The 17,678-nt window shown below is 62.9% G+C and carries 16 protein-coding genes; 7 read left to right on the forward strand and 9 right to left on the reverse strand.

The window, feature by feature from the left end; genetic code table 11:
* Nucleotides 1–31 precede the first annotated feature (31 nt).
* The gene (rplI, locus tag IB264_RS05415) at nucleotides 32–607 is read left to right on the forward strand and encodes a 50S ribosomal protein L9 (RefSeq protein WP_025426446.1); all 576 of its coding nucleotides are present in this window, start codon (nucleotides 32–34) and stop codon (nucleotides 605–607) included.
* Between the two features lie 73 nt (nucleotides 608–680).
* Here rplI and IB264_RS05420 read toward each other — a convergent pair whose 3' ends face one another.
* The 3 genes from IB264_RS05420 to IB264_RS05430 all read right to left on the reverse strand — a co-directional run bounded on the left by IB264_RS05420 (nucleotide 681) and on the right by IB264_RS05430 (nucleotide 3,913).
* Complete coding sequence (locus IB264_RS05420) at nucleotides 681–1,745, reverse strand: HlyD family secretion protein (protein ID WP_025426445.1); 1,065 nt, start codon at nucleotides 1,743–1,745, stop codon at nucleotides 681–683.
* Between the two features lie 18 nt (nucleotides 1,746–1,763).
* The gene (locus IB264_RS05425) at nucleotides 1,764–3,350 is read right to left on the reverse strand and encodes an MFS transporter (protein ID WP_038576834.1); all 1,587 of its coding nucleotides are present in this window, start codon (nucleotides 3,348–3,350) and stop codon (nucleotides 1,764–1,766) included.
* Nucleotides 3,351–3,469: 119 nt separating this feature from the next.
* Nucleotides 3,470–3,913 carry a MarR family winged helix-turn-helix transcriptional regulator gene (locus IB264_RS05430; RefSeq protein ID WP_025426443.1) on the reverse strand — a complete coding sequence of 148 codons (444 nt, stop codon included), beginning with the start codon at nucleotides 3,911–3,913 and terminating at the stop codon, nucleotides 3,470–3,472.
* Between the two features lie 328 nt (nucleotides 3,914–4,241).
* Between IB264_RS05430 and IB264_RS05435 the strand changes: the two genes are divergently transcribed.
* Entirely contained in the window at nucleotides 4,242–5,744 is a 1,503-nt protein-coding gene (locus tag IB264_RS05435; protein ID WP_025426442.1) for a replicative DNA helicase, read from the forward strand.
* An 18-nt stretch (nucleotides 5,745–5,762) separates the two neighbouring features.
* Here IB264_RS05435 and IB264_RS05440 read toward each other — a convergent pair whose 3' ends face one another.
* The 3 genes from IB264_RS05440 to IB264_RS05450 all read right to left on the reverse strand — a co-directional run bounded on the left by IB264_RS05440 (nucleotide 5,763) and on the right by IB264_RS05450 (nucleotide 7,699).
* On the reverse strand, nucleotides 5,763–6,068 hold the full coding sequence (locus tag IB264_RS05440) for an AzlD family protein (RefSeq protein ID WP_025426441.1): 306 nt from the start codon (nucleotides 6,066–6,068) through the stop codon (nucleotides 5,763–5,765).
* Complete coding sequence (locus IB264_RS05445; protein WP_051509157.1) at nucleotides 6,065–6,718, reverse strand: AzlC family ABC transporter permease; 654 nt, start codon at nucleotides 6,716–6,718, stop codon at nucleotides 6,065–6,067. The genes IB264_RS05440 and IB264_RS05445 overlap by 4 nt, the downstream gene beginning before the upstream one ends.
* A gap of 123 nt (nucleotides 6,719–6,841) precedes the next feature.
* Nucleotides 6,842–7,699, reverse strand: coding sequence for an AraC family transcriptional regulator (locus tag IB264_RS05450; protein ID WP_025426439.1), 858 nt, complete (start codon nucleotides 7,697–7,699; stop codon nucleotides 6,842–6,844).
* 154 nt (nucleotides 7,700–7,853) lie between these two features.
* On the opposite strand from IB264_RS05450, the gene alr reads away from it, so the two are divergent.
* The 5 genes from alr to IB264_RS05475 all read left to right on the forward strand — a co-directional run bounded on the left by alr (nucleotide 7,854) and on the right by IB264_RS05475 (nucleotide 13,701).
* The gene (gene alr / locus IB264_RS05455; RefSeq protein ID WP_025426438.1) at nucleotides 7,854–8,993 is read left to right on the forward strand and encodes an alanine racemase; all 1,140 of its coding nucleotides are present in this window, start codon (nucleotides 7,854–7,856) and stop codon (nucleotides 8,991–8,993) included.
* Between the two features lie 158 nt (nucleotides 8,994–9,151).
* A complete protein-coding gene (radA, locus tag IB264_RS05460) occupies nucleotides 9,152–10,555 on the forward strand; it encodes a DNA repair protein RadA (protein ID WP_025426437.1) in 1,404 nt (467 codons plus the stop codon).
* Nucleotides 10,556–10,689: 134 nt separating this feature from the next.
* The gene (locus IB264_RS05465) at nucleotides 10,690–11,313 is read left to right on the forward strand and encodes a CvpA family protein (protein ID WP_025426436.1); all 624 of its coding nucleotides are present in this window, start codon (nucleotides 10,690–10,692) and stop codon (nucleotides 11,311–11,313) included.
* 144 nt (nucleotides 11,314–11,457) lie between these two features.
* Nucleotides 11,458–12,948, forward strand: coding sequence for an amidophosphoribosyltransferase (gene purF, locus IB264_RS05470; protein WP_025426435.1), 1,491 nt, complete (start codon nucleotides 11,458–11,460; stop codon nucleotides 12,946–12,948).
* A gap of 12 nt (nucleotides 12,949–12,960) precedes the next feature.
* Nucleotides 12,961–13,701, forward strand: a complete 741-nt coding sequence (locus tag IB264_RS05475) for an SDR family NAD(P)-dependent oxidoreductase (protein ID WP_025426434.1) — start codon at nucleotides 12,961–12,963, stop codon at nucleotides 13,699–13,701.
* A 240-nt stretch (nucleotides 13,702–13,941) separates the two neighbouring features.
* Here IB264_RS05475 and pssA read toward each other — a convergent pair whose 3' ends face one another.
* The 3 genes from pssA to IB264_RS05490 form a co-directional block, all read right to left on the reverse strand.
* Entirely contained in the window at nucleotides 13,942–14,820 is an 879-nt protein-coding gene (gene pssA, locus IB264_RS05480) for a CDP-diacylglycerol--serine O-phosphatidyltransferase (RefSeq protein WP_025426433.1), read from the reverse strand.
* A 9-nt stretch (nucleotides 14,821–14,829) separates the two neighbouring features.
* Entirely contained in the window at nucleotides 14,830–15,528 is a 699-nt protein-coding gene (locus tag IB264_RS05485) for a phosphatidylserine decarboxylase (RefSeq protein ID WP_025426432.1), read from the reverse strand.
* 114 nt (nucleotides 15,529–15,642) lie between these two features.
* Nucleotides 15,643–17,535: an ABC transporter ATP-binding protein/permease gene (locus tag IB264_RS05490; RefSeq protein WP_025426431.1), complete on the reverse strand. Its 1,893-nt coding sequence runs from the start codon at nucleotides 17,533–17,535 to the stop codon at nucleotides 15,643–15,645.
* Nucleotides 17,536–17,678: the final 143 nt, after the last annotated feature.

Raw genomic sequence — 17,678 nt, forward strand, 5'->3', positions numbered from 1 at the left:
AACGAAAACTGAACTCTGAAAGGAAACGAACATGCAAGTCATTCTTCTCGAACGTATCGCAAAGCTCGGCCAGATGGGCGAAACCGTAAAGGTTCGCGACGGCTTCGCACGCAACTACCTGCTGCCACTCGGCAAGGCACTGCGCGCCAACGCTGCTAACAAGGCCCGTTTCGAATCCGAGCGTTCGACGCTCGAAGCCCGTAACCTCGAGCGCAAGTCGGAAGCCCAGAAGGTTGCCGAGAACCTCGACGGCAAGTCCTTCATCATCGTCCGTTCCGCTGGCGAAACCGGCCAGCTCTACGGTTCGGTTGCCGCTCGCGACGTCATCGAAGTGCTGGCTGCAGAAGGCTTCAACATCGGCCGCAACCAGGTCGACCTGAACCACCCGATCAAGTCGATCGGCCTGCACAACGTCACGCTGCACCTGCATTCGGAAGTCGAAATCGCGGTTGAAGTCAACGTTGCCCGTTCGGCTGAAGAAGCTGAGCGCCAGTCAAAGGGCGAAAGCCTGACCTCGGCCGACGCCATCTACGGCGTTGACGAAGATGCCCTGAAGCCGGAAGACTTCTTCAACCCGGAAGCCGAATTCGAAGGCGAAGAAGAATAAGCCTTACAGGCCATTCTGAATGCGAAAGCCCGGATCCTTGGACCCGGGCTTTTTCTTTGCTGTCGGCTTGACTTCAGCTGTGGGCAAGCTCGGCCACAGGTGCTGCATCCTTGTCCACACGTACGACGACCGACAGGCCGGGCGACAAGAGATCGGCAAGCGGCTGGCCGGGATCGACGGCGATCCGGACGCCCACGCGCTGGGCGACCTTGGTAAAATTGCCGGTGGCGTTGTCCGGGCGGATGATGCTGAACTCGGAGCCGGCGGCAGGCGCAAAGCGCTCGATGTGCCCGGTCAGCGTGTTCCTTTGCAGCGCATCGACCGAAATGGTCACCGGCTGGCCGGCCTTCATGCCGTCGAGCTGCGTTTCCTTGAAATTCGCAAGCACCCAAACATCATGCGGCACGACGGCGAGCAATTGCGAGCCGGCGGTGACATATTGGCCGAGGCGCGCACCGATCTCGCCGAGCTTTCCGTCACGGGGAGCGACGATCCGGGTGTTTTCCAGATCGATCCGGGCCAGTTCGACGGCGGCCTCGGCGCCGGCAACGGCAGCCTGCAGACCGGCACGGGCGCCAAGCGTGGTGGCCAGTGCTTGGCGCGAAACCTCCAGCCCCGCTTCGGCCTGGTTGACGGCGGCCTGTGCCTGTTCGAACGCTGCGCGCGATTGATCGGCTTCGCTGCGTGTCGAGATGCCCTTCTCCGCCAACGGCCGGATTCGGTCCCAAGATGCGCTCGCTCTGTTGAACGCAGCCTTCGCGCTGTCCAGCTGTGCTGCGCTGGCAGCAATACCGGCCTTGGCCGACAGTTCCTGCTGACGCGAATTGGCATGCGATGCCTTCTGGGCGGCAAGTGTCGCCTCTGACTGGGCCAGTTTCTGGGCGTAGATCCGGTCGTCGATCCTGACGAGCAATTGCCCGGCCTTGACCTCCTCGTAGTCGTGCACCGGCACCTCGGCGACATAACCTGACAGTTGCGGGCTCATGACCGTCAGGTAACCCCTGACATAGGCGTTCTCCGTCATCTCGACGGAACTGGGGAACGGCGGCAGTCGCCAGGCATAGAGAACCAGGGCGAGGCCCGAGAGGCCGGCGAGCAAGACGATGATCGTGGTGGGTGAGCGCAAGGATTTCAGCATGGTCGTCAACTCTGTTCGTCAAGAAGAGAAGGCGGGTGCGGGAGGCGCAAGGCGCGCCGCGATCCGCTTGTAAAGGATATGCACCAGCAGACCGGCCAACGCGCAAAGGGCAATGCCGGACGCCAGCAGAAAGGCATCGTTGTAGGCGAGAATGTTGGCCTCGCGGGTAACCTGCTGCCCCAACAACGCCACGCCCTCGCCGTTCAGCAAGGTCCTGTCGCCGATCACCCGGCCATAGCTTGCGGCCAGCTGGCTGAGGCGCTGGGCGATGAGCGGGTTCGACATCACGATCTGCTCGGCCAGCACATTGGAATGGAACTTCTCCCGCAGGGTGACGAAGCTTCCGAAGGTCGCGGTGCCGATCAGGCCACCGATGCTTTGGGTGAACAGGAAGATGACGATGAAGCTGAGAATGTAGCTCGGCCCCTTCATCAGCGCCGCCTTGAAGCCGCTGGCCATGGCCGGCGGCAGGAACAGAGCGGTTCCGGCGGCGATCATGGCCTGGCTGATATACATCTGCTCGGGTCGTGTCAGATTGGTCGCCTGGCTGTCGATATAGGCACCGCCAGCCAGCAGGCTCAGCGCCAGAACATGCACGAACTCGGCGTGGTCAGGATTCATTAGTGCGGCGCACAAAAGGCCGCCGGCGATCGATGCGCCGAGAATGACCCAATAAAGCGTCGCGACCTGCTCGAACTGCAATCCGAGCAGCTGATAGAAGTTTGCCGCGATCGCCGACTGCTCCGAGGCGACAAGGCGAAAGACCAGCAGCACCGCGGTAAAATGCAGGATCTCCCTGGAGGCGAGCCAGCGAACGTCGATCAACGGCAGTTCACGATTGAGTTCGATCAGCACCACGCTGGTCAGCGCCACGATCGCCACAGCCAGGAGCACACCCAGCCACGGCGCTTCGAACCACCAGTAGAGCCGCCCCATGGTCAGCACGATGGCGATACAGCCGAAGCCGACAGCCACCAGCAGGTAGCTCAGAATATCGGTGCGCTGGATCACTTTGGCGTGCGGCACCGGCGTCAGCGGCAGCAGGTAGATGATCGGCAGCGCCATCAGCGCCAGGGCCATCTCGAGCGTATAGAGCCCATGCCATTGGCCGTATTCGATCAGCTTCGGCGAGATCAGCCGGGTGATCGGTGCCGAAATGGTCGTGCAGGTCAGCGCCAGGGCAAGACCGACCGTCAGCTTGCGCGCCGGCAGGAAGGCCTCCAGCATGTAGAGGAAACCGAGCGTCGACATGGGGGCCGCCGCGATGCCACTGATGAAGCGAACGACGATCGCCGACTGCAGATCGGAAACAAAGACGTTCATCAGCGAAACGATAACAAAGCCGACAATGCCGATTTCTGCGAACCGGCGCAGTCCGTATTGCGCCCGGATTTTGACGAGCGCGATCGAGAGAGAGACATTCGGCGCCATGTAGGCTGCCGAAAGCCAGGCGGCCTCGATCGAGGTGGCGGAAAGTGATCCCTGCAGCTGGGTAAGATTGGCGAGCGCCAGATTCATGCCGAGGCCCTGGGTGAGGAACAGTAGCGCCGAGCAGACGACGTAGGTCGCGGACCTGGCAACGCTCATCGGCCGTGGCACGGGCATCGTTGCGGTGGCCGTGACTTGCTGTTGTGCTGGCTCGCCAGAGGGCGCCTCCGCCTCGTCGTCGCCAAGGGCTGTCCTGTTGTCGTTTGCTGCGGGCCTTGCGGCGGCACTCATCGATGTCATTCCTTCGCCAGCGATTGAACGTTATCGGCGATGGTGCGCACGACCTTCAGCACCGCCGCGACCTCGTCTTCACCGACGCCCTGCAGCACTTCTGCCCGGATCTCGTCGGCAAGCTTCAGGATCTCGTCGGCGATGGTGCGCCCAAGTTCGGTCATGTGGATCTGCTTGGCCCTGCGATCCGACACCTCGACCCTGCGCTCGATGAAACCCTGCTTTTCCATTCCGTCCAGCAGGCGCACGATCGTCGGCGTCTCGATATCCAGTTCGTCGGCCAGTTCGCGCTGGTTCAAGCCATCCTTCTTGGTTAGCGCAAACAGCGCCCTCGCCCGAGCCAGGGTCAGGCCACGCTCCTTCACCCTGGCATCGAAGACAGCCCGCAGCTTACGATTGACCATCGACAAGGCGTCGAACAGTTCGCGATTGACGATGGGCTGATACATAGTACCTTTTCCATATTAGTAGCATGCTAATTATTCTGCTCCTATCTAATCCATCCCAAGGCAATTTTCAAGACGGCGTTTTGAGAGGGGGCAAACGGCGCTAGAATTGGCGCAGTCGCCGATTGCAGCGATTCGCGGCGTCAACGTCGTTCTTCATGCGGACTTTATTTTTTGCACTTTCGTGATGTCGGCCTGTGGATCAGTCGAACAACGGGCAAATGCGATGGGCCGCGCCACATGGTCTGCGACTGTGGCACTGCTGCACTTGACCCGCAGAGACGCAGACAGCAAACCGGGTGCACACCAGAAGAGGCAGAGACGAACGACCATGAACGACGCAGCGCGAAAGCTCGCCCCTATCGGCAAGGACCAATCGGACCAGCATTACCGCGAGGCGCCGAACAACCTTGAAGCCGAACAGGCGCTGCTCGGCGCGATCCTCGTCAACAATGATGCGTTCTATCGCGTCTCGGACTTCCTGAAGCCGGTCCACCTGTTCGAACCCCTGCATCGCCGCATCTACGAGGTTGCCGGCGACATCATCCGCATGGGCAAGACCGCCAACCCGGTGACGATCAAGACCTTCCTCAAGGCCGACGAAAAGGTCGGCGACCTGACGGTCGCGCAGTATCTTGCCCGCCTTGCCGCCGGCGCCGTCTCGATCATCAACGCCGAAGACTACGGCCGCGCAATCTACGATTTGGCGCTGCGCCGTTCGCTGATCACCATCGGCGAGGACATGGTCAATATCGCCTTTGACGCACCGCTCGACATGCCGCCGCAGGGCCAGATCGAGGACGCGGAACGGCGCCTGTTCGAGCTCGCCGAAACCGGCCGCTACGACGGCGGTTTCCAGTCCTTCAACGATGCGGTCGCGCTTGCCATCGACATGGCCGGCGCGGCGTTCGAGCGCGACGGCAGCCTGTCGGGTATTTCGACGGGCATCCTGTCGCTCGACGCCCGCATGGGCGGCCTGCAGCGCTCGGACTTGATCGTACTTGCGGGACGTCCCGGCATGGGCAAGACCTCGCTTGCCACCAACATCGCCTACAACATTGCCGCCGCCTACGACCCGGAGGTTCAGGCGGACGGTTCGTTCAAGGCCAAGAACGGCGGCGTCGTCGGCTTCTACTCGCTCGAAATGTCGTCCGAACAGCTGGCAACGCGTATCATCTCCGAGCAGACCGAAGTCTCCTCCTCGAAGATCCGCCGCGGCGACATCTCCGAAGCCGACTTCGAAAAGCTCGTCGCCTGCTCGCAGATGATGCAGAAAGTTCCGCTGTTCATCGACCAGACCGGTGGTATCTCGATCGCCCAGCTCTCCGCCCGTGCGCGCCGCCTCAAGCGCCAGCGCGGCCTCGATTGCCTGGTCGTCGACTATATTCAGCTGATGACCGGCTCGGGCAAATCGAGCGACAACCGCGTGCAGGAAATCACCCAGATCACCACCGGCCTGAAGGCACTCGGCAAGGAGCTGAACGTGCCGATCATCGCGCTGTCGCAGCTCTCCCGTCAGGTGGAAAGCCGCGAAGACAAGCGCCCCCAGCTCTCCGACCTTCGCGAATCGGGCTCGATCGAGCAGGACGCCGACGTCGTGCTCTTCGTGTTCCGTGAGGAATACTACGTGAAGAACCTCGAGCCTCGCGACGAATTCGATCCGAAGTACGACGAGTGGAAGATGAAGATGGAACAGGTGAAGGGCACGGCCGACGTGATCATCGCCAAGCAGCGTCACGGACCGACCGGCACCGTCAAGCTCGCCTTCCAGTCGGAATTCACCCGCTTTACCGATCTGGCCGATCCGTCCTTCACCCAATACGAAGAACACTGAGAAAGTCGGGGGGCGTCTTTACGCCCCCAGCAACATTCTGAAGATCGCCACGGTCACGACGCCGGCCGCGACAGCGGCGAGCAACGGCAACCGCATGGCGACGAGTGCCGTTACCACCGTAGCGATCGTTTCCGCCGGCCCGGTGACCAGCGCCGTCGGCGCGATCACCGCCATCAACACGGCCGGCGGGATCGCCTCCAGGGCCCGCTTCTGCGTTTCTCCGATCGTCACAAACCGAATGAGCACCAGGCCGCCGATGCGGGTGGCAATGGTTGCGATTGCCATGGCGACGATGGCCAGAAGCGTGTTCGGATCGACGGTCATGCGTGCACCTCCTGGCTACGGCCGGCAAGAAGCGCGACCGCAACCCCGGCAGCAGCACCAGCGGCGATGTACCAGACACCCGGCAGAAACTGATGCGTCAGCACCGCGGCAGCGGCGCTTGCGGCAAGCACAACCCCGGTCTCACGGCCTTTCCAGAAACCCATCACCAGCACGATGAAAACCGCGGGAAAGGCGAAGTCGAGCCCCGTCACCTTCGGATCGCCAAGGAAGGCCCCCAGCAACGCGCCGGCAAGGCTTGTCGTCACCCAGACGAAGTAGAACGGCACGGCGATTCCCGCGAACCAGGCGGGCGTCAGCCTGCCCTCTTTCGCGCGCATCTCCGCCATTGCCCATATCTCGTCGGCAAGCAGCAGCATCGAGGCGTATTTCGTCGGGCCTGAGAACCCCTGGAGCTTGGCGCCGAGCGACGCGCTCATCAGCACGTGCCTGACATTGACCAGCAAGGCGGAGAAAGCGAGTGCCGCCCAAGAGGCCGGATGCGTCCAGATGTCCATGGCCACGAATTGCGAGCCGCCGGCAAAAACCAGCGCGCTCATCAATGTCACCTCCGCGCCCGAAAGCCCCTTGCCGGCGGCAACTGCGCCGAAGACGAGCCCAATCGGCATGACCGCCACGATGAGCGGCGCCATCGCCATGGCTCCGGCTCGAAAGTCTGGACCGAATCCCGTGTCGCTCAATGTTCATGCCTCCCGATCGATAACGAACGGAGCACACCTAAACCGGCCCGAGCGGGGCGTATTGAACGAAAGTGATCAACCGGCGCGGAAGGCGCCGGGCGTGACGCCGGTTCGAGCCTTGAAGTGTCGGCTGAAATGCGCCTGATCGGCAAACCCGCACTGATAGGCGGTATCGACCGCCGACCAGCCGTGCCGCAGCAGTGTCTTTGCCGCCCGCACGCGCTTGTCAGTCAGGAAGGCATGCGGTGTGATGTGAAACTGGCGCCGGAAGGCGCGGATCAGATGCGCCCGGCTGAGGCCCGCGACCTTGGCCAGCTCCTCCAGGCCGATATCCTGCGCGTAGTTCTCGGTCAGATAGTCGCGCGCCCGCTGGACCGCGGACTGCTCCTTCGTTTCGACCGGCACGATGATCGTGCTGCCGTGCCGCTCGAACATGGTGGCGAGCACGCCGAACATGCGTTCCTCGGCTTCGAGCGCGCCAGTCGCGTGCTCCAGCGCCTTGTGGGCGTGATAGAAGGAGTGGGCCAGATCCGGATCGCACAGCATGCGCTTGGAAAAGGACGGCGTTCCCTTGAACGGCCGCCCGGTGACATCTTCCAGAATGTTCACCAGCAATTCGGTACTCGGATAGACCATGCGATAGCGGTAACCGCTACCACCTGGGTGACCGTCATGGATCTCGTCTGGATTGATGAGATAGAAGTCGCCGGGCCCCGCTTGCGATCGTTCGCCCCTGATCTTGCTGATCTGCGAGCCGGCCTCGATCGCGCCGATGCTGAAGGTGTCGTGCGCGTGCGGCGCAAATTCGTGCGTAATGAAAGTCGCGGTCAGGCATTCCATGCCATCGAACCGGAGGTCCCGCCAGAATCGGGTCCGCTCCGCGCCTTCCAGCGGCATGACATCGATGGCCTGTTCCTGCGAAATCGTGTGCATGTGGCGATCCTAACGTCCGCCACGACCAGCGTCTTGCATAAAAGTGCTCTTCGCCCTCGCCGCCCAACCGAATGCCGCCATCCGACAGGACGGCATTTGCGGGCAAGCGTGGTTGGCTGTATTGGTCCTTCATCGTCCACGCAGAGTGCCAGGCATGCTCAGTCCAGAATTCCTCTCCGCCTCCAACCGGCTCACGATCGACCTCAACGCATTGGCAGACAACTGGCGCTCGATGAATGCCCGCTCGGGCAAGGCCCGTGCCGCTGCGGTGCTGAAGGCGGATGCCTACGGCCTCGGCATCGACGAGGCGGCGCCAGCGCTTTACGCCGCCGGTGCCCGCGATTTCTTCGTCGCCAATGCGGAAGAAGGTGCTGACCTGCGGCCGCTGGTGCCGGAAGGCCGGATCTACATTCTGGCCGGCATGTGGCCCGGCAATGAGGTGCTGTTCTTCGACAATGATCTCGTGCCGGTGATCAACTCGGAGGAGCAGCTTGCCGTTTTCATGGCGGCGCTGTCCGAGCGCGGCGACCACCCTTGCGTGTTGCATGTCGATACCGGCATGAACCGCCTGGGGCTGTCGGTCGAAGAAGCCGTCGCTCTTGCCAACGATCCGGCCCGCCCGGCGAGCTTCTCGCCGGTCCTGATCATGAGCCACCTCGCCTGCGCCGACGATCCGGGCAACCCGCTCAATAGTTATCAGTTGCAACGCTTCCGCGAAGCCTCTGCTGCATTCGAAGGCGTTGATGCCAGCCTGGCAAACTCCGGCGGCGTGTTCCTGGGCGACGACTACCATTTCAACCTGACGCGCCCGGGCATCGCCGTCTATGGCGGCGAAGCGGTCAATGACGTCGCCAATCCGATGAAGCCGGTCGTGACGGCAGAAGCCCGCATCATTCAGGTACGCAACGTCGCCGCCGGCGGGCACGCAAGCTACGGAGCGTCTGCCCGCTTCAACCGCGACAGCCGCATCGCCACCGTCGCCGTCGGTTATGCCGATGGCTATCACCGCTCCGTCTCGGGCGGTGGCGTGACCTTGCGCCAGGCGACGCCTTCGGGCGCCTTCGGCTTTCTGCACGGCGAGAAGGTGCCGCATGTCGGCCGGGTGACGATGGACCTCAGCCTCTTCGACGTCACCGACCTGCCGGAAAACGCGGTGCGCGCCGGCGACTATATCGAGCTGTTCGGCCGGCATGTCGCACTGGACGACGTGGCGCGCGCCGGCGGCACGATCGGCTATGAGATGCTGACCAGCCTCGGCCATCGCTACGACCGCCACTATATCGGCGCGGTCTGAGCCGGCTTTCGCACCGATACTTTACAGTCCGTCGTCGAAAATCACCTTTTGTTCCGCGTTTCGCGGCATTATGTGAAGGCAAAAGTGATTCTCCGATCACCGGCAGTGCCGCCACAGACGGCACGTCGAAAGTCTCCGCACTGTGAAAGTCGTTGCCGATGGCGAAAGCCCGCACACAATTCGTCTGCCAGAACTGCGGCACCATCCATACCCGCTGGGCCGGTAAGTGCGAGGGCTGCGGCGAATGGAACACGATCATCGAGGACGACCCGACAGCCGGCATCGGCGGCGGCCCGTCCCGCGCGCCGAAGAAGGGGCGCCCGGTTGCGCTCACCACGCTATCGGGTGAAATCGAGGACGCCCCGCGCATCCAGACCGGGATATCCGAGCTCGACCGCGCCACCGGCGGCGGCTTCGTTCGCGGCTCTGCCCTCCTCATCGGCGGCGATCCCGGCATCGGTAAATCGACAGTGCTGATGCAGGCGGCAGCGGCCCTTGCGCGCCAGAAACACCGTGTCATCTATGTCTCGGGTGAAGAGGCCGTGGCCCAGGTGCGCCTTCGCGCCCAACGGCTGGGTGCTGCCGACAGCGACGTGCTGCTGGCAGCTGAAACCAACGTCGAGGACATTCTCGCGACGCTTGCCGAGGGCAAGCGCCCCGATCTCGTCATCATCGACTCGATCCAGACACTCTGGAGCGACATCGTCGATTCGGCGCCCGGCACGGTGACCCAGGTGCGGACCGGCGTGCAGGCGATGATCCGCTTTGCTAAGCAGACGGGAACCGCCGTCGTGCTCGTCGGCCACGTCACCAAGGAAGGCCAGATCGCCGGTCCCCGCGTGGTCGAGCACATGGTCGATGCCGTGCTCTATTTCGAAGGCGACCGCGGCCATCACTACCGCATCTTGAGAACAGTGAAGAACCGCTTCGGGCCGACGGACGAGATCGGCGTCTTCGAGATGTCGGACAAGGGTCTGCGCGAGGTCGCCAATCCATCGGAACTGTTCCTCGGCGAGCGCAACGAAAAATCGCCGGGGGCCGCCGTCTTTGCCGGCATGGAGGGAACACGGCCGATCCTGGTTGAGGTGCAGGCGCTGGTGGCGCCGACCTCGCTCGGCACGCCGCGCCGTGCCATCGTCGGCTGGGACTCCGCCCGCCTCTCGATGATCCTTGCGGTGCTTGAAGCCCATTGCGGCGTGCGGCTCGGGCAGCACGACGTCTACCTCAACATCGCCGGCGGCTACCGAATTTCCGAGCCTGCCGCCGACTTGGCTGTGGCTTCCGCACTGGTTTCGTCGCTTGCCGGGCTTGCCCTTCCGGCTGATTGCGTCTATTTCGGCGAAGTCAGCTTGTCGGGCGCCATCCGGCCGGTTGCGCATACCGCTCAACGCCTCAAGGAAGCCGAGAAGCTCGGTTTCTCGCAGGCTGTTCTGCCAGCTGCCTCGACCGAATTGCCGAAGAACGGCAATGGCCGGTGGAGCGAGTTGGAAAGCCTGCCGGATCTGGTGGCGCGCATCGCGGGATCGCGAAACGCCTTGAGACCGGCAGAGGATGCAGATTGAAGGTGCGGGTGCTGCAAGCGGCTCCACGGGACGCCTTCTGAGCAGGCTCATAACAATGCCCTGAACATCAGGCAGGGCCGACGGCGGATAGGCTTGAGGAGACCCGGACGAACCGGGTTCGGAGTAAGGACAAAATGCCCATTACAATTCTCGACGGTATCGTTCTCGGCGTCGCGCTGTTTTCAGCAATCCTGGCAATGGTCCGAGGCTTCTCACGCGAAGTCCTGTCGGTTGCCAGCTGGGTTGGCGCGGCGGCGGCGGCCTACTTCCTCTACCCGCACCTCCTGCCCTATGCCAAGCAGTATACCAGCAGCGACACGGTCGCGCTGATCGGCTCGGCGGCAGTGATCTTCCTGGTTGCGCTGATCATCATTTCCTTCATCACCATGCGCGTCGCCGATTTCATCATCGACAGCCGCATCGGCGCGCTCGACCGCACGCTGGGCTTTCTCTTCGGCGCCGCGCGCGGCATCCTGCTCGTGGTCGTCGCCATGCTGTTCTTCAACTGGCTGGTCGCTCCGCAGCAGCAGCCGGGTTGGGTCACGCAGGCGAAGTCCAAGCCGCTTCTCGACAATCTCGGCAACAAGCTGATCGCGCTTCTGCCCGAGGAAGCCGACGCCACCATCCTCGACCGCCTGCGCGGCAAGGACACGACCGGCGAAGGCGAAGGCGAGACCCCGGCCGGCACGCCCGGACAGGCACCGTCGGGTTCGCCCGACCAGGCGCCCGTTGACGACGCCCCGGCCACCAACGGCTGAGACATGGAAGAACTGCCGACAAAGCCCGCTGCGCGGGCTTTGTCCTTTTGGGAATAACGCTTGTGTCCGTTTTCAGCTAAGATCGCTTGAAGACGGCGGGCCTGATCACGATATGCGCACCGGCACGGAGCAAAGGCGACTGTGATGACCGATCTGAGATCCACGGAAATCCATGACGAACTCGATGGCGATACCCTGCACGAAGAGTGCGGCGTCTTCGGCATCCTGGGGCACCCGGATGCGGCGGCGCTGACGGCGCTCGGCCTGCATGCGCTCCAGCATCGCGGCCAGGAGGCCGCCGGTATCGTCACCTTCGACGGCAAGCAGTTCTGCACCGAAAAGCGCATGGGTCTCGTCGGCGATCACTACACCGATCCCGCAACGCTCGCGAAGCTCCCGGGCTTCATGTCCATCGGCCACACGCGCTACTCGACGACAGGCGAAGTGGCGCTGCGCAACGTCCAGCCGCTCTTTGCCGAGCTGCATGAAGGCGGCATCGCGATTGCCCATAACGGCAACTTCACCAACGGCCTGACGCTGCGCCGCCAGATCATCTCGGACGGCGCCATCTGTCAGTCGACCTCCGACACCGAAGTTGTCCTCCACCTCATCGCCCGCTCCAAGCACGCTTCGACCACCGACCGCTTCGCCGATGCGATCGCGCAGGTCGAGGGCGGCTACTCGATGCTGGCGCTGACACGCACCAAGCTGATCGCCGCCCGCGACCCGCACGGCATCCGCCCGCTCGTCATGGGCGACCTCGACGGCAAGCCGATCTTCTGCTCGGAAACCTGCGCACTCGACATCATCGGCGCCAAGTTCGTGCGCGACGTGGAGAATGGCGAAATCATCATCTGCGAGATCCAGCCCGACGGCTCGATCTCGATCGATTCGCGCAAGCCGCTGGCTCCGCAACCGGAGCGGCTCTGCCTGTTCGAATACGTCTATTTCGCCCGTCCGGATTCGGTCGTCGGCGGCCGCAACGTCTATGTGGCGCGCAAGAACATGGGCCAGAACCTGGCCAAGGAAGCCCCTGTCGAGGCCGATGTCGTCGTCCCGGTTCCCGATGGCGGTACGCCCGCCGCAATCGGCTACGCACAGCAGAGCGGCATTCCCTTCGAGCTCGGCATCATCCGCAACCATTATGTCGGCCGGACCTTCATCGAGCCGACGCAGCAGATCCGCGCCTTCGGCGTCAAGCTGAAGCACTCGGCGAACCGCGCGATGATCGAGGGCAAGCGCGTCGTGCTCGTCGACGATTCGATCGTTCGCGGCACCACCTCGGTCAAGATCGTGCAGATGATCCGCGATGCCGGTGCACGCGAAGTGCATGTGCGTGTTGCCAGCCCGATGATCTTCCATCCGGACTTCTACGGCATCGACACGCCGGACCGCGACAAGCTGCTCGCCAACCAGCATGCCGACCTTGCGTCCATGTGCCGCTTCATTGGCGCGGACTCGCTCGAGTTCCTGTCGATCGACGGCCTCTACGAGGCTGTGGGCGGCATCAAGCGCGATCTCAAGTCGCCGCAGTTCACCGATCACTATTTCACCGGGGACTATCCGACCCGCCTTCTCGACCAGGAAGGCGCCAGCAATGTCCGCAAACTCTCGGTTCTCGCCAGCAACGGATAATCAGACAATAAAATGACGATCAATTTGAAAGACCGGGTCGCCGTCGTCACCGGCGCATCGCGCGGTATCGGCTATTTCACGGCCCTCGAACTCGCCAAGGCTGGCGCCCACGTCGTCGCCTGCGCCCGCACCGTCGGTGGCCTCGAAGAGCTGGATGACGCGATCAAGGCGGTCGGCGGCTCGGCAACGCTCGTTCCGTTCGATCTCGCCGACATGGCTGCGATCGACAAGCTCGGCGGCGCGATCAACGAGCGCTGGGGCAAACTCGACATCATGGTCGCCAATGCCGGCGTGCTCGGCACCATCTCGCCGATCGGCCATGTCGAGGCCAAGGTGTTCGAGAAGGTGATGAACATCAACGTCAATGCCACCTGGCGCCTGATCCGCACGCTCGAGCCGTTGCTCATCAAGTCCGATGCCGGACGTGCGCTCATTCTCTCCTCTAGCGCTGCCCACAAGTGCAAGCCGTTCTGGGGCCCCTACTCTGCCTCCAAGGCCGCCGTCGAAGCGCTCGCCCGCACATGGGCCGGAGAGACACAGCGACTACCGCTGCGCATCCTCAGCGTCGATCCGGGCGCAACCCGCACCGCGATGCGCGCCCAGGCGATGCCCGGTGAAGATCCGGAGACCGTGCCGCACCCCTCCGAGGTCGCGGCGGAGCTTCTGCCACTGGTCGGCCCGGACCAGACCGAGACCGGCAAGCTTTACATCGTTCGCGAAAAGAAGATCGTCGACTACCGCCTGCCGGAGTGACGTCACCACAAAGCCGAGATCAAAAAGGCCACCGTGTTTCCACGGTGGCCTTTTTATTTTGCGCTGACATTCAGCGTTAATGCGCGCCGCGATCTCTACTGCATGTGCAGCAATTCAAAGCGCTACAGCGCCGCGCGTCTAATAAGATGCGCGGCGCTGTAGGATTCGCTTACCGCGCTTTAAGCTCTCGTTTTGCGCATGTTGTTATCGCAAAACCGCCGCGCACTTTTGCGACATGCTTCAGTCGACCTTGTCGCCCGGCAGGCCGTCGCCGCCATGGGCGGGATGGGCGGGCCAGTCGCCGCCATACTTGCGCTGCCACGAGCGCGCGCCGAACGGCAGCGTGATCAGGTAGCCAAGCGCCGTCACCGCCATTGTCTCCCAGGTGTAGGTCATCAGCGTCGCGACATAAAAGACGACGACGAGAATGACCGGCAGGACGAGATCGCGGCGAACGCGGCTGTTTTCCGACTTGCCCGACCAGACCGGCAGACGGCTGACCAGCAGGAAGGCAATCAGCACGGTGTAGCCCGATGCGATCAGCGCGAAGGTGCGCTCAGGTGCCAAGCCCAGCAGGCCGAGATAGACCGGCAGCAGCACCAGCATGGCACCCGCCGGCGCAGGCACGCCGACGAAATACTCCGACTGCCACGCTGCCTTGGACTGGCGCTCGGCCATGACGTTGAAGCGGGCCAATCGCAGGCCGCAGGCGATCGCGTAGATCAACGCCGCAATCCAGCCGATCGAGCGGGCCTGATCCAGGATGAAGACGTAGAGAACGAGCGCCGGCGCCACGCCGAAGTTGATGATATCGGCGAGGGAGTCCATCTGGCCGCCGAAGTTCGACGTCGCCTTCAGCAGGCGCGCGACGCGACCGTCGATACCGTCGAGAAAGGCCGCAAGCAACACCATGGCAACGGCGAGCTCGATGCGGTTTTCGAAGGCGAGCCGAATGCCGGAGAGACCTGCGCAGATCGCCAGCACGGTGATCATGTTCGGGATCATCAGGCGCAGCGGTATCTCGCGCAGTCGAGGGCCGCGACCGGTATCGCTTGAACCGTTCGCCTCGCCCGCGACTTTCGGCGGTTCGGCTGGGTTTTCCTGTTGAGGACCTTCCATAGGGGCTCCTTATGCGCGACGGCTGATGACCGGGCCCTTGGCCGAGCCGAATTCGGCAAGCACGGTTTCACCGGCAATCGCGGTCTGGCCGAGGCTGACGCGGGGCTCGACACCATCAGGCAGGAAAACGTCGAGGCGCGAGCCGAACCGGATGAGGCCGAAACGCTCACCGGCGTCGAGCGAGCCGTTTTCATACTTCCAGCAGATGATGCGGCGGGCAACCAGACCGGCGATCTGTACGACGCCGATTTCACCATGCTTCGTCTGGATGACGAGGCCGTTGCGTTCGTTCTCGTGGCTGGCCTTGTCGAGTTCGGCGTTGACGAACTTGCCGGCGCGGTAGGCGATGCGGCTGATGGTGCCGGTCATCGGCGCACGGTTCACGTGGCAGTTGAAGACGTTCATGAAGACCGAGATGCGCAGCATCGGTTCGGAACCAAGACCCAGCTCTTCCGGCGGCGTCACCATGGCAATCGACGAAACGCGGCCATCGGCCGGGCTGATCACCAGATCGTCGTCGATCGGCGTCATGCGCTCGGGGTCACGGAAGAAATAGGCGCACCAGGCGGTGAGCAGGAAGCCGATCCACATCAGCGGCTCCCACAGCAAGCCCAGCACCAGCGACGCGACGAAGAAGATCGCGATGAAGCGATAGCCTTCCTTGTGCACCGGGACCAGCGTGTTGCGCACCGTATTGACCAAGCTCATGAACTCTACTCCAAATTTGCTGTGGAACGTGACCTAGCGCGAAATGCCGCCCGCGGCAACGCTGCCCGCCCGACAGCGACAAAACGCGTCGCGATCAGCGACAAGACATGGCCGTCATAGGGCCGGCTCGCCACGCGTGACGATACCGAGGTCGTCGCTCTCGCGCACACGCTTCAATTGTTCTTCCGCCTGGGTCGCCTCGCGCTGGCGGCTCCACATGGAAGCATAAAGTCCGTCGCGATCGATCAGTTCCCCGTGCGTGCCGCGCTCGGCGATGACGCCATCCTTGAGCACGATGATCTCATCGGCATTGATGACCGTCGAAAGCCGGTGGGCGATAACCAGTGTCGTGCGGTTGCGGGAAACCACGTCGAGCGCCGACTGGATTTCCTGTTCCGTGCGCGTGTCGAGCGCGGAAGTTGCCTCATCGAGGATGAGGATCGGCGGTGCCTTCAGGATCGTACGGGCGATGGCGACACGCTGCTTCTCGCCGCCCGAAAGCTTGAGGCCGCGCTCGCCGACCATTGCCTGAAACCCTTCGGGAAGCGACTGGATGAAGGTCGCGATCTGTGCCGCCTCAGCCGCAGCGACAACCTCCTCCTCGGTTGCCGAAACGCGTCCGTAGCGGATGTTGTAGGCGATGGTATCGTTGAACAGCACGGTGTCCTGCGGCACCATGCCGATCACGGCGCGCAGGCTCTTCTGTGTCACACCGCGCACGTCCTGCCCGTCGATAGTGATCGTGCCCTGTTGCACGTCGTAGAAGCGATAAAGAAGCCGCGACAGCGTCGACTTGCCGGCCCCCGACGGGCCGACGACGGCAACGGTCTTGCCGGCAGGCACCTCGAAGCTGATGCCTTTCAGGATCGGTCGCGCTGCATCATAGGCAAAGTGCACGTCCTTGAAGGCGATGGCGCCGTTTGCAATGGCGAGCTGCCGCGCATCCGGGCGGTCGACCACTTCGGCTTCGACGTCGAGCAGATCGAACATGTGTTCGATGTCGGTCAGCCCCTGGCGGATTTCGCGATAGACGAAGCCGATGAAATTGAGCGGAATGGCCAGCTGGATCAGCATGGCGTTGATGAAGACGAAGTCCCCGAGCGTCTGCTCGCCGCGCTGCACCGCGAGCGCGGACATGACCATCATGACTGCCGTGCCAGCGCCAAAGATCATCGCCTGGCCGAAGTTGAGCCAGCCGAGCGAGGTCCAGACCTGGGTCGCCGCCTTCTCATAGCGCTCCATGGATCTGTCGAAGCGCTTGGCTTCCATTTCTTCGTTGCCGAAATACTTGACGGTCTCGAAGTTCAAGAGCGAGTCGATCGCCTTGGTGTTGGCGTCGGTGTCGCTGTCGTTCATGGAGCGGCGGATGGCGATGCGCCAGTCGCTCGCCTTGACCGTAAACCAGATATAGAGCCAGACGGTGATGGCCGTGACCAGCAGGTAGCTGAAACCGTAGCCCCACCAGAAGATCACGGCGGTCAGCAAAAATTCGATCAGCGTCGGTACACTGTTCAGAATGGTGAAGCGAACGATGGTCTCGATGCCCTTGGTGCCGCGCTCGATCACGCGCGACAGGCCGCCGGTGCGTCGCTCGAGATGAAAGCGCAGCGACAACTGGTGCATATGCACGAAGGTCTTGTAGGCGAGTTGCCGGACCGCATGCTGCCCGACGCTGGCAAACAGCGCGTCGCGCAACTGGTTGAGCCCCGCCTGCAGCAAACGCGCGAGGTTATAGGCAAGCACCAGCATGACTGCGCCGCCCAGGAACTGCGGCAGGAAGCCCAGTGCATCCGGCTTGTTGTTCAGCGCATCCGTCGCCCACTTGAAGAAATAAGGAACGAGGATGAGGACGACCTTGGCAATCACCAGGATGATCGTCGCCCAGACGACTCGAAGCTTCAGATCAGCCCGATCTGAAGGCCACATGTAGGGCCACAGGTTGACGATGGTTCGAAACGGGTTGCTCGTATCGGCGGAAATCGTCTTCGTCTGGTTCTGAGGTGCCACGTCTTGATCCGCCTTCACTCTTTCGCACGCCCGGGCGGACGGTCATGCCAATCCACCGGCGTCGCGCAGTTGCGGCTCCGCGCCTCGAACCTTTGGGCAAGGACATCGGGGCACATCATCGCCATCCAATGAAAAGCGGCGTC

Source organism: Ensifer sp. ENS11 (genome assembly GCF_014851895.1).
GTDB lineage: Bacteria > Pseudomonadota > Alphaproteobacteria > Rhizobiales > Rhizobiaceae > Ensifer > Ensifer canadensis.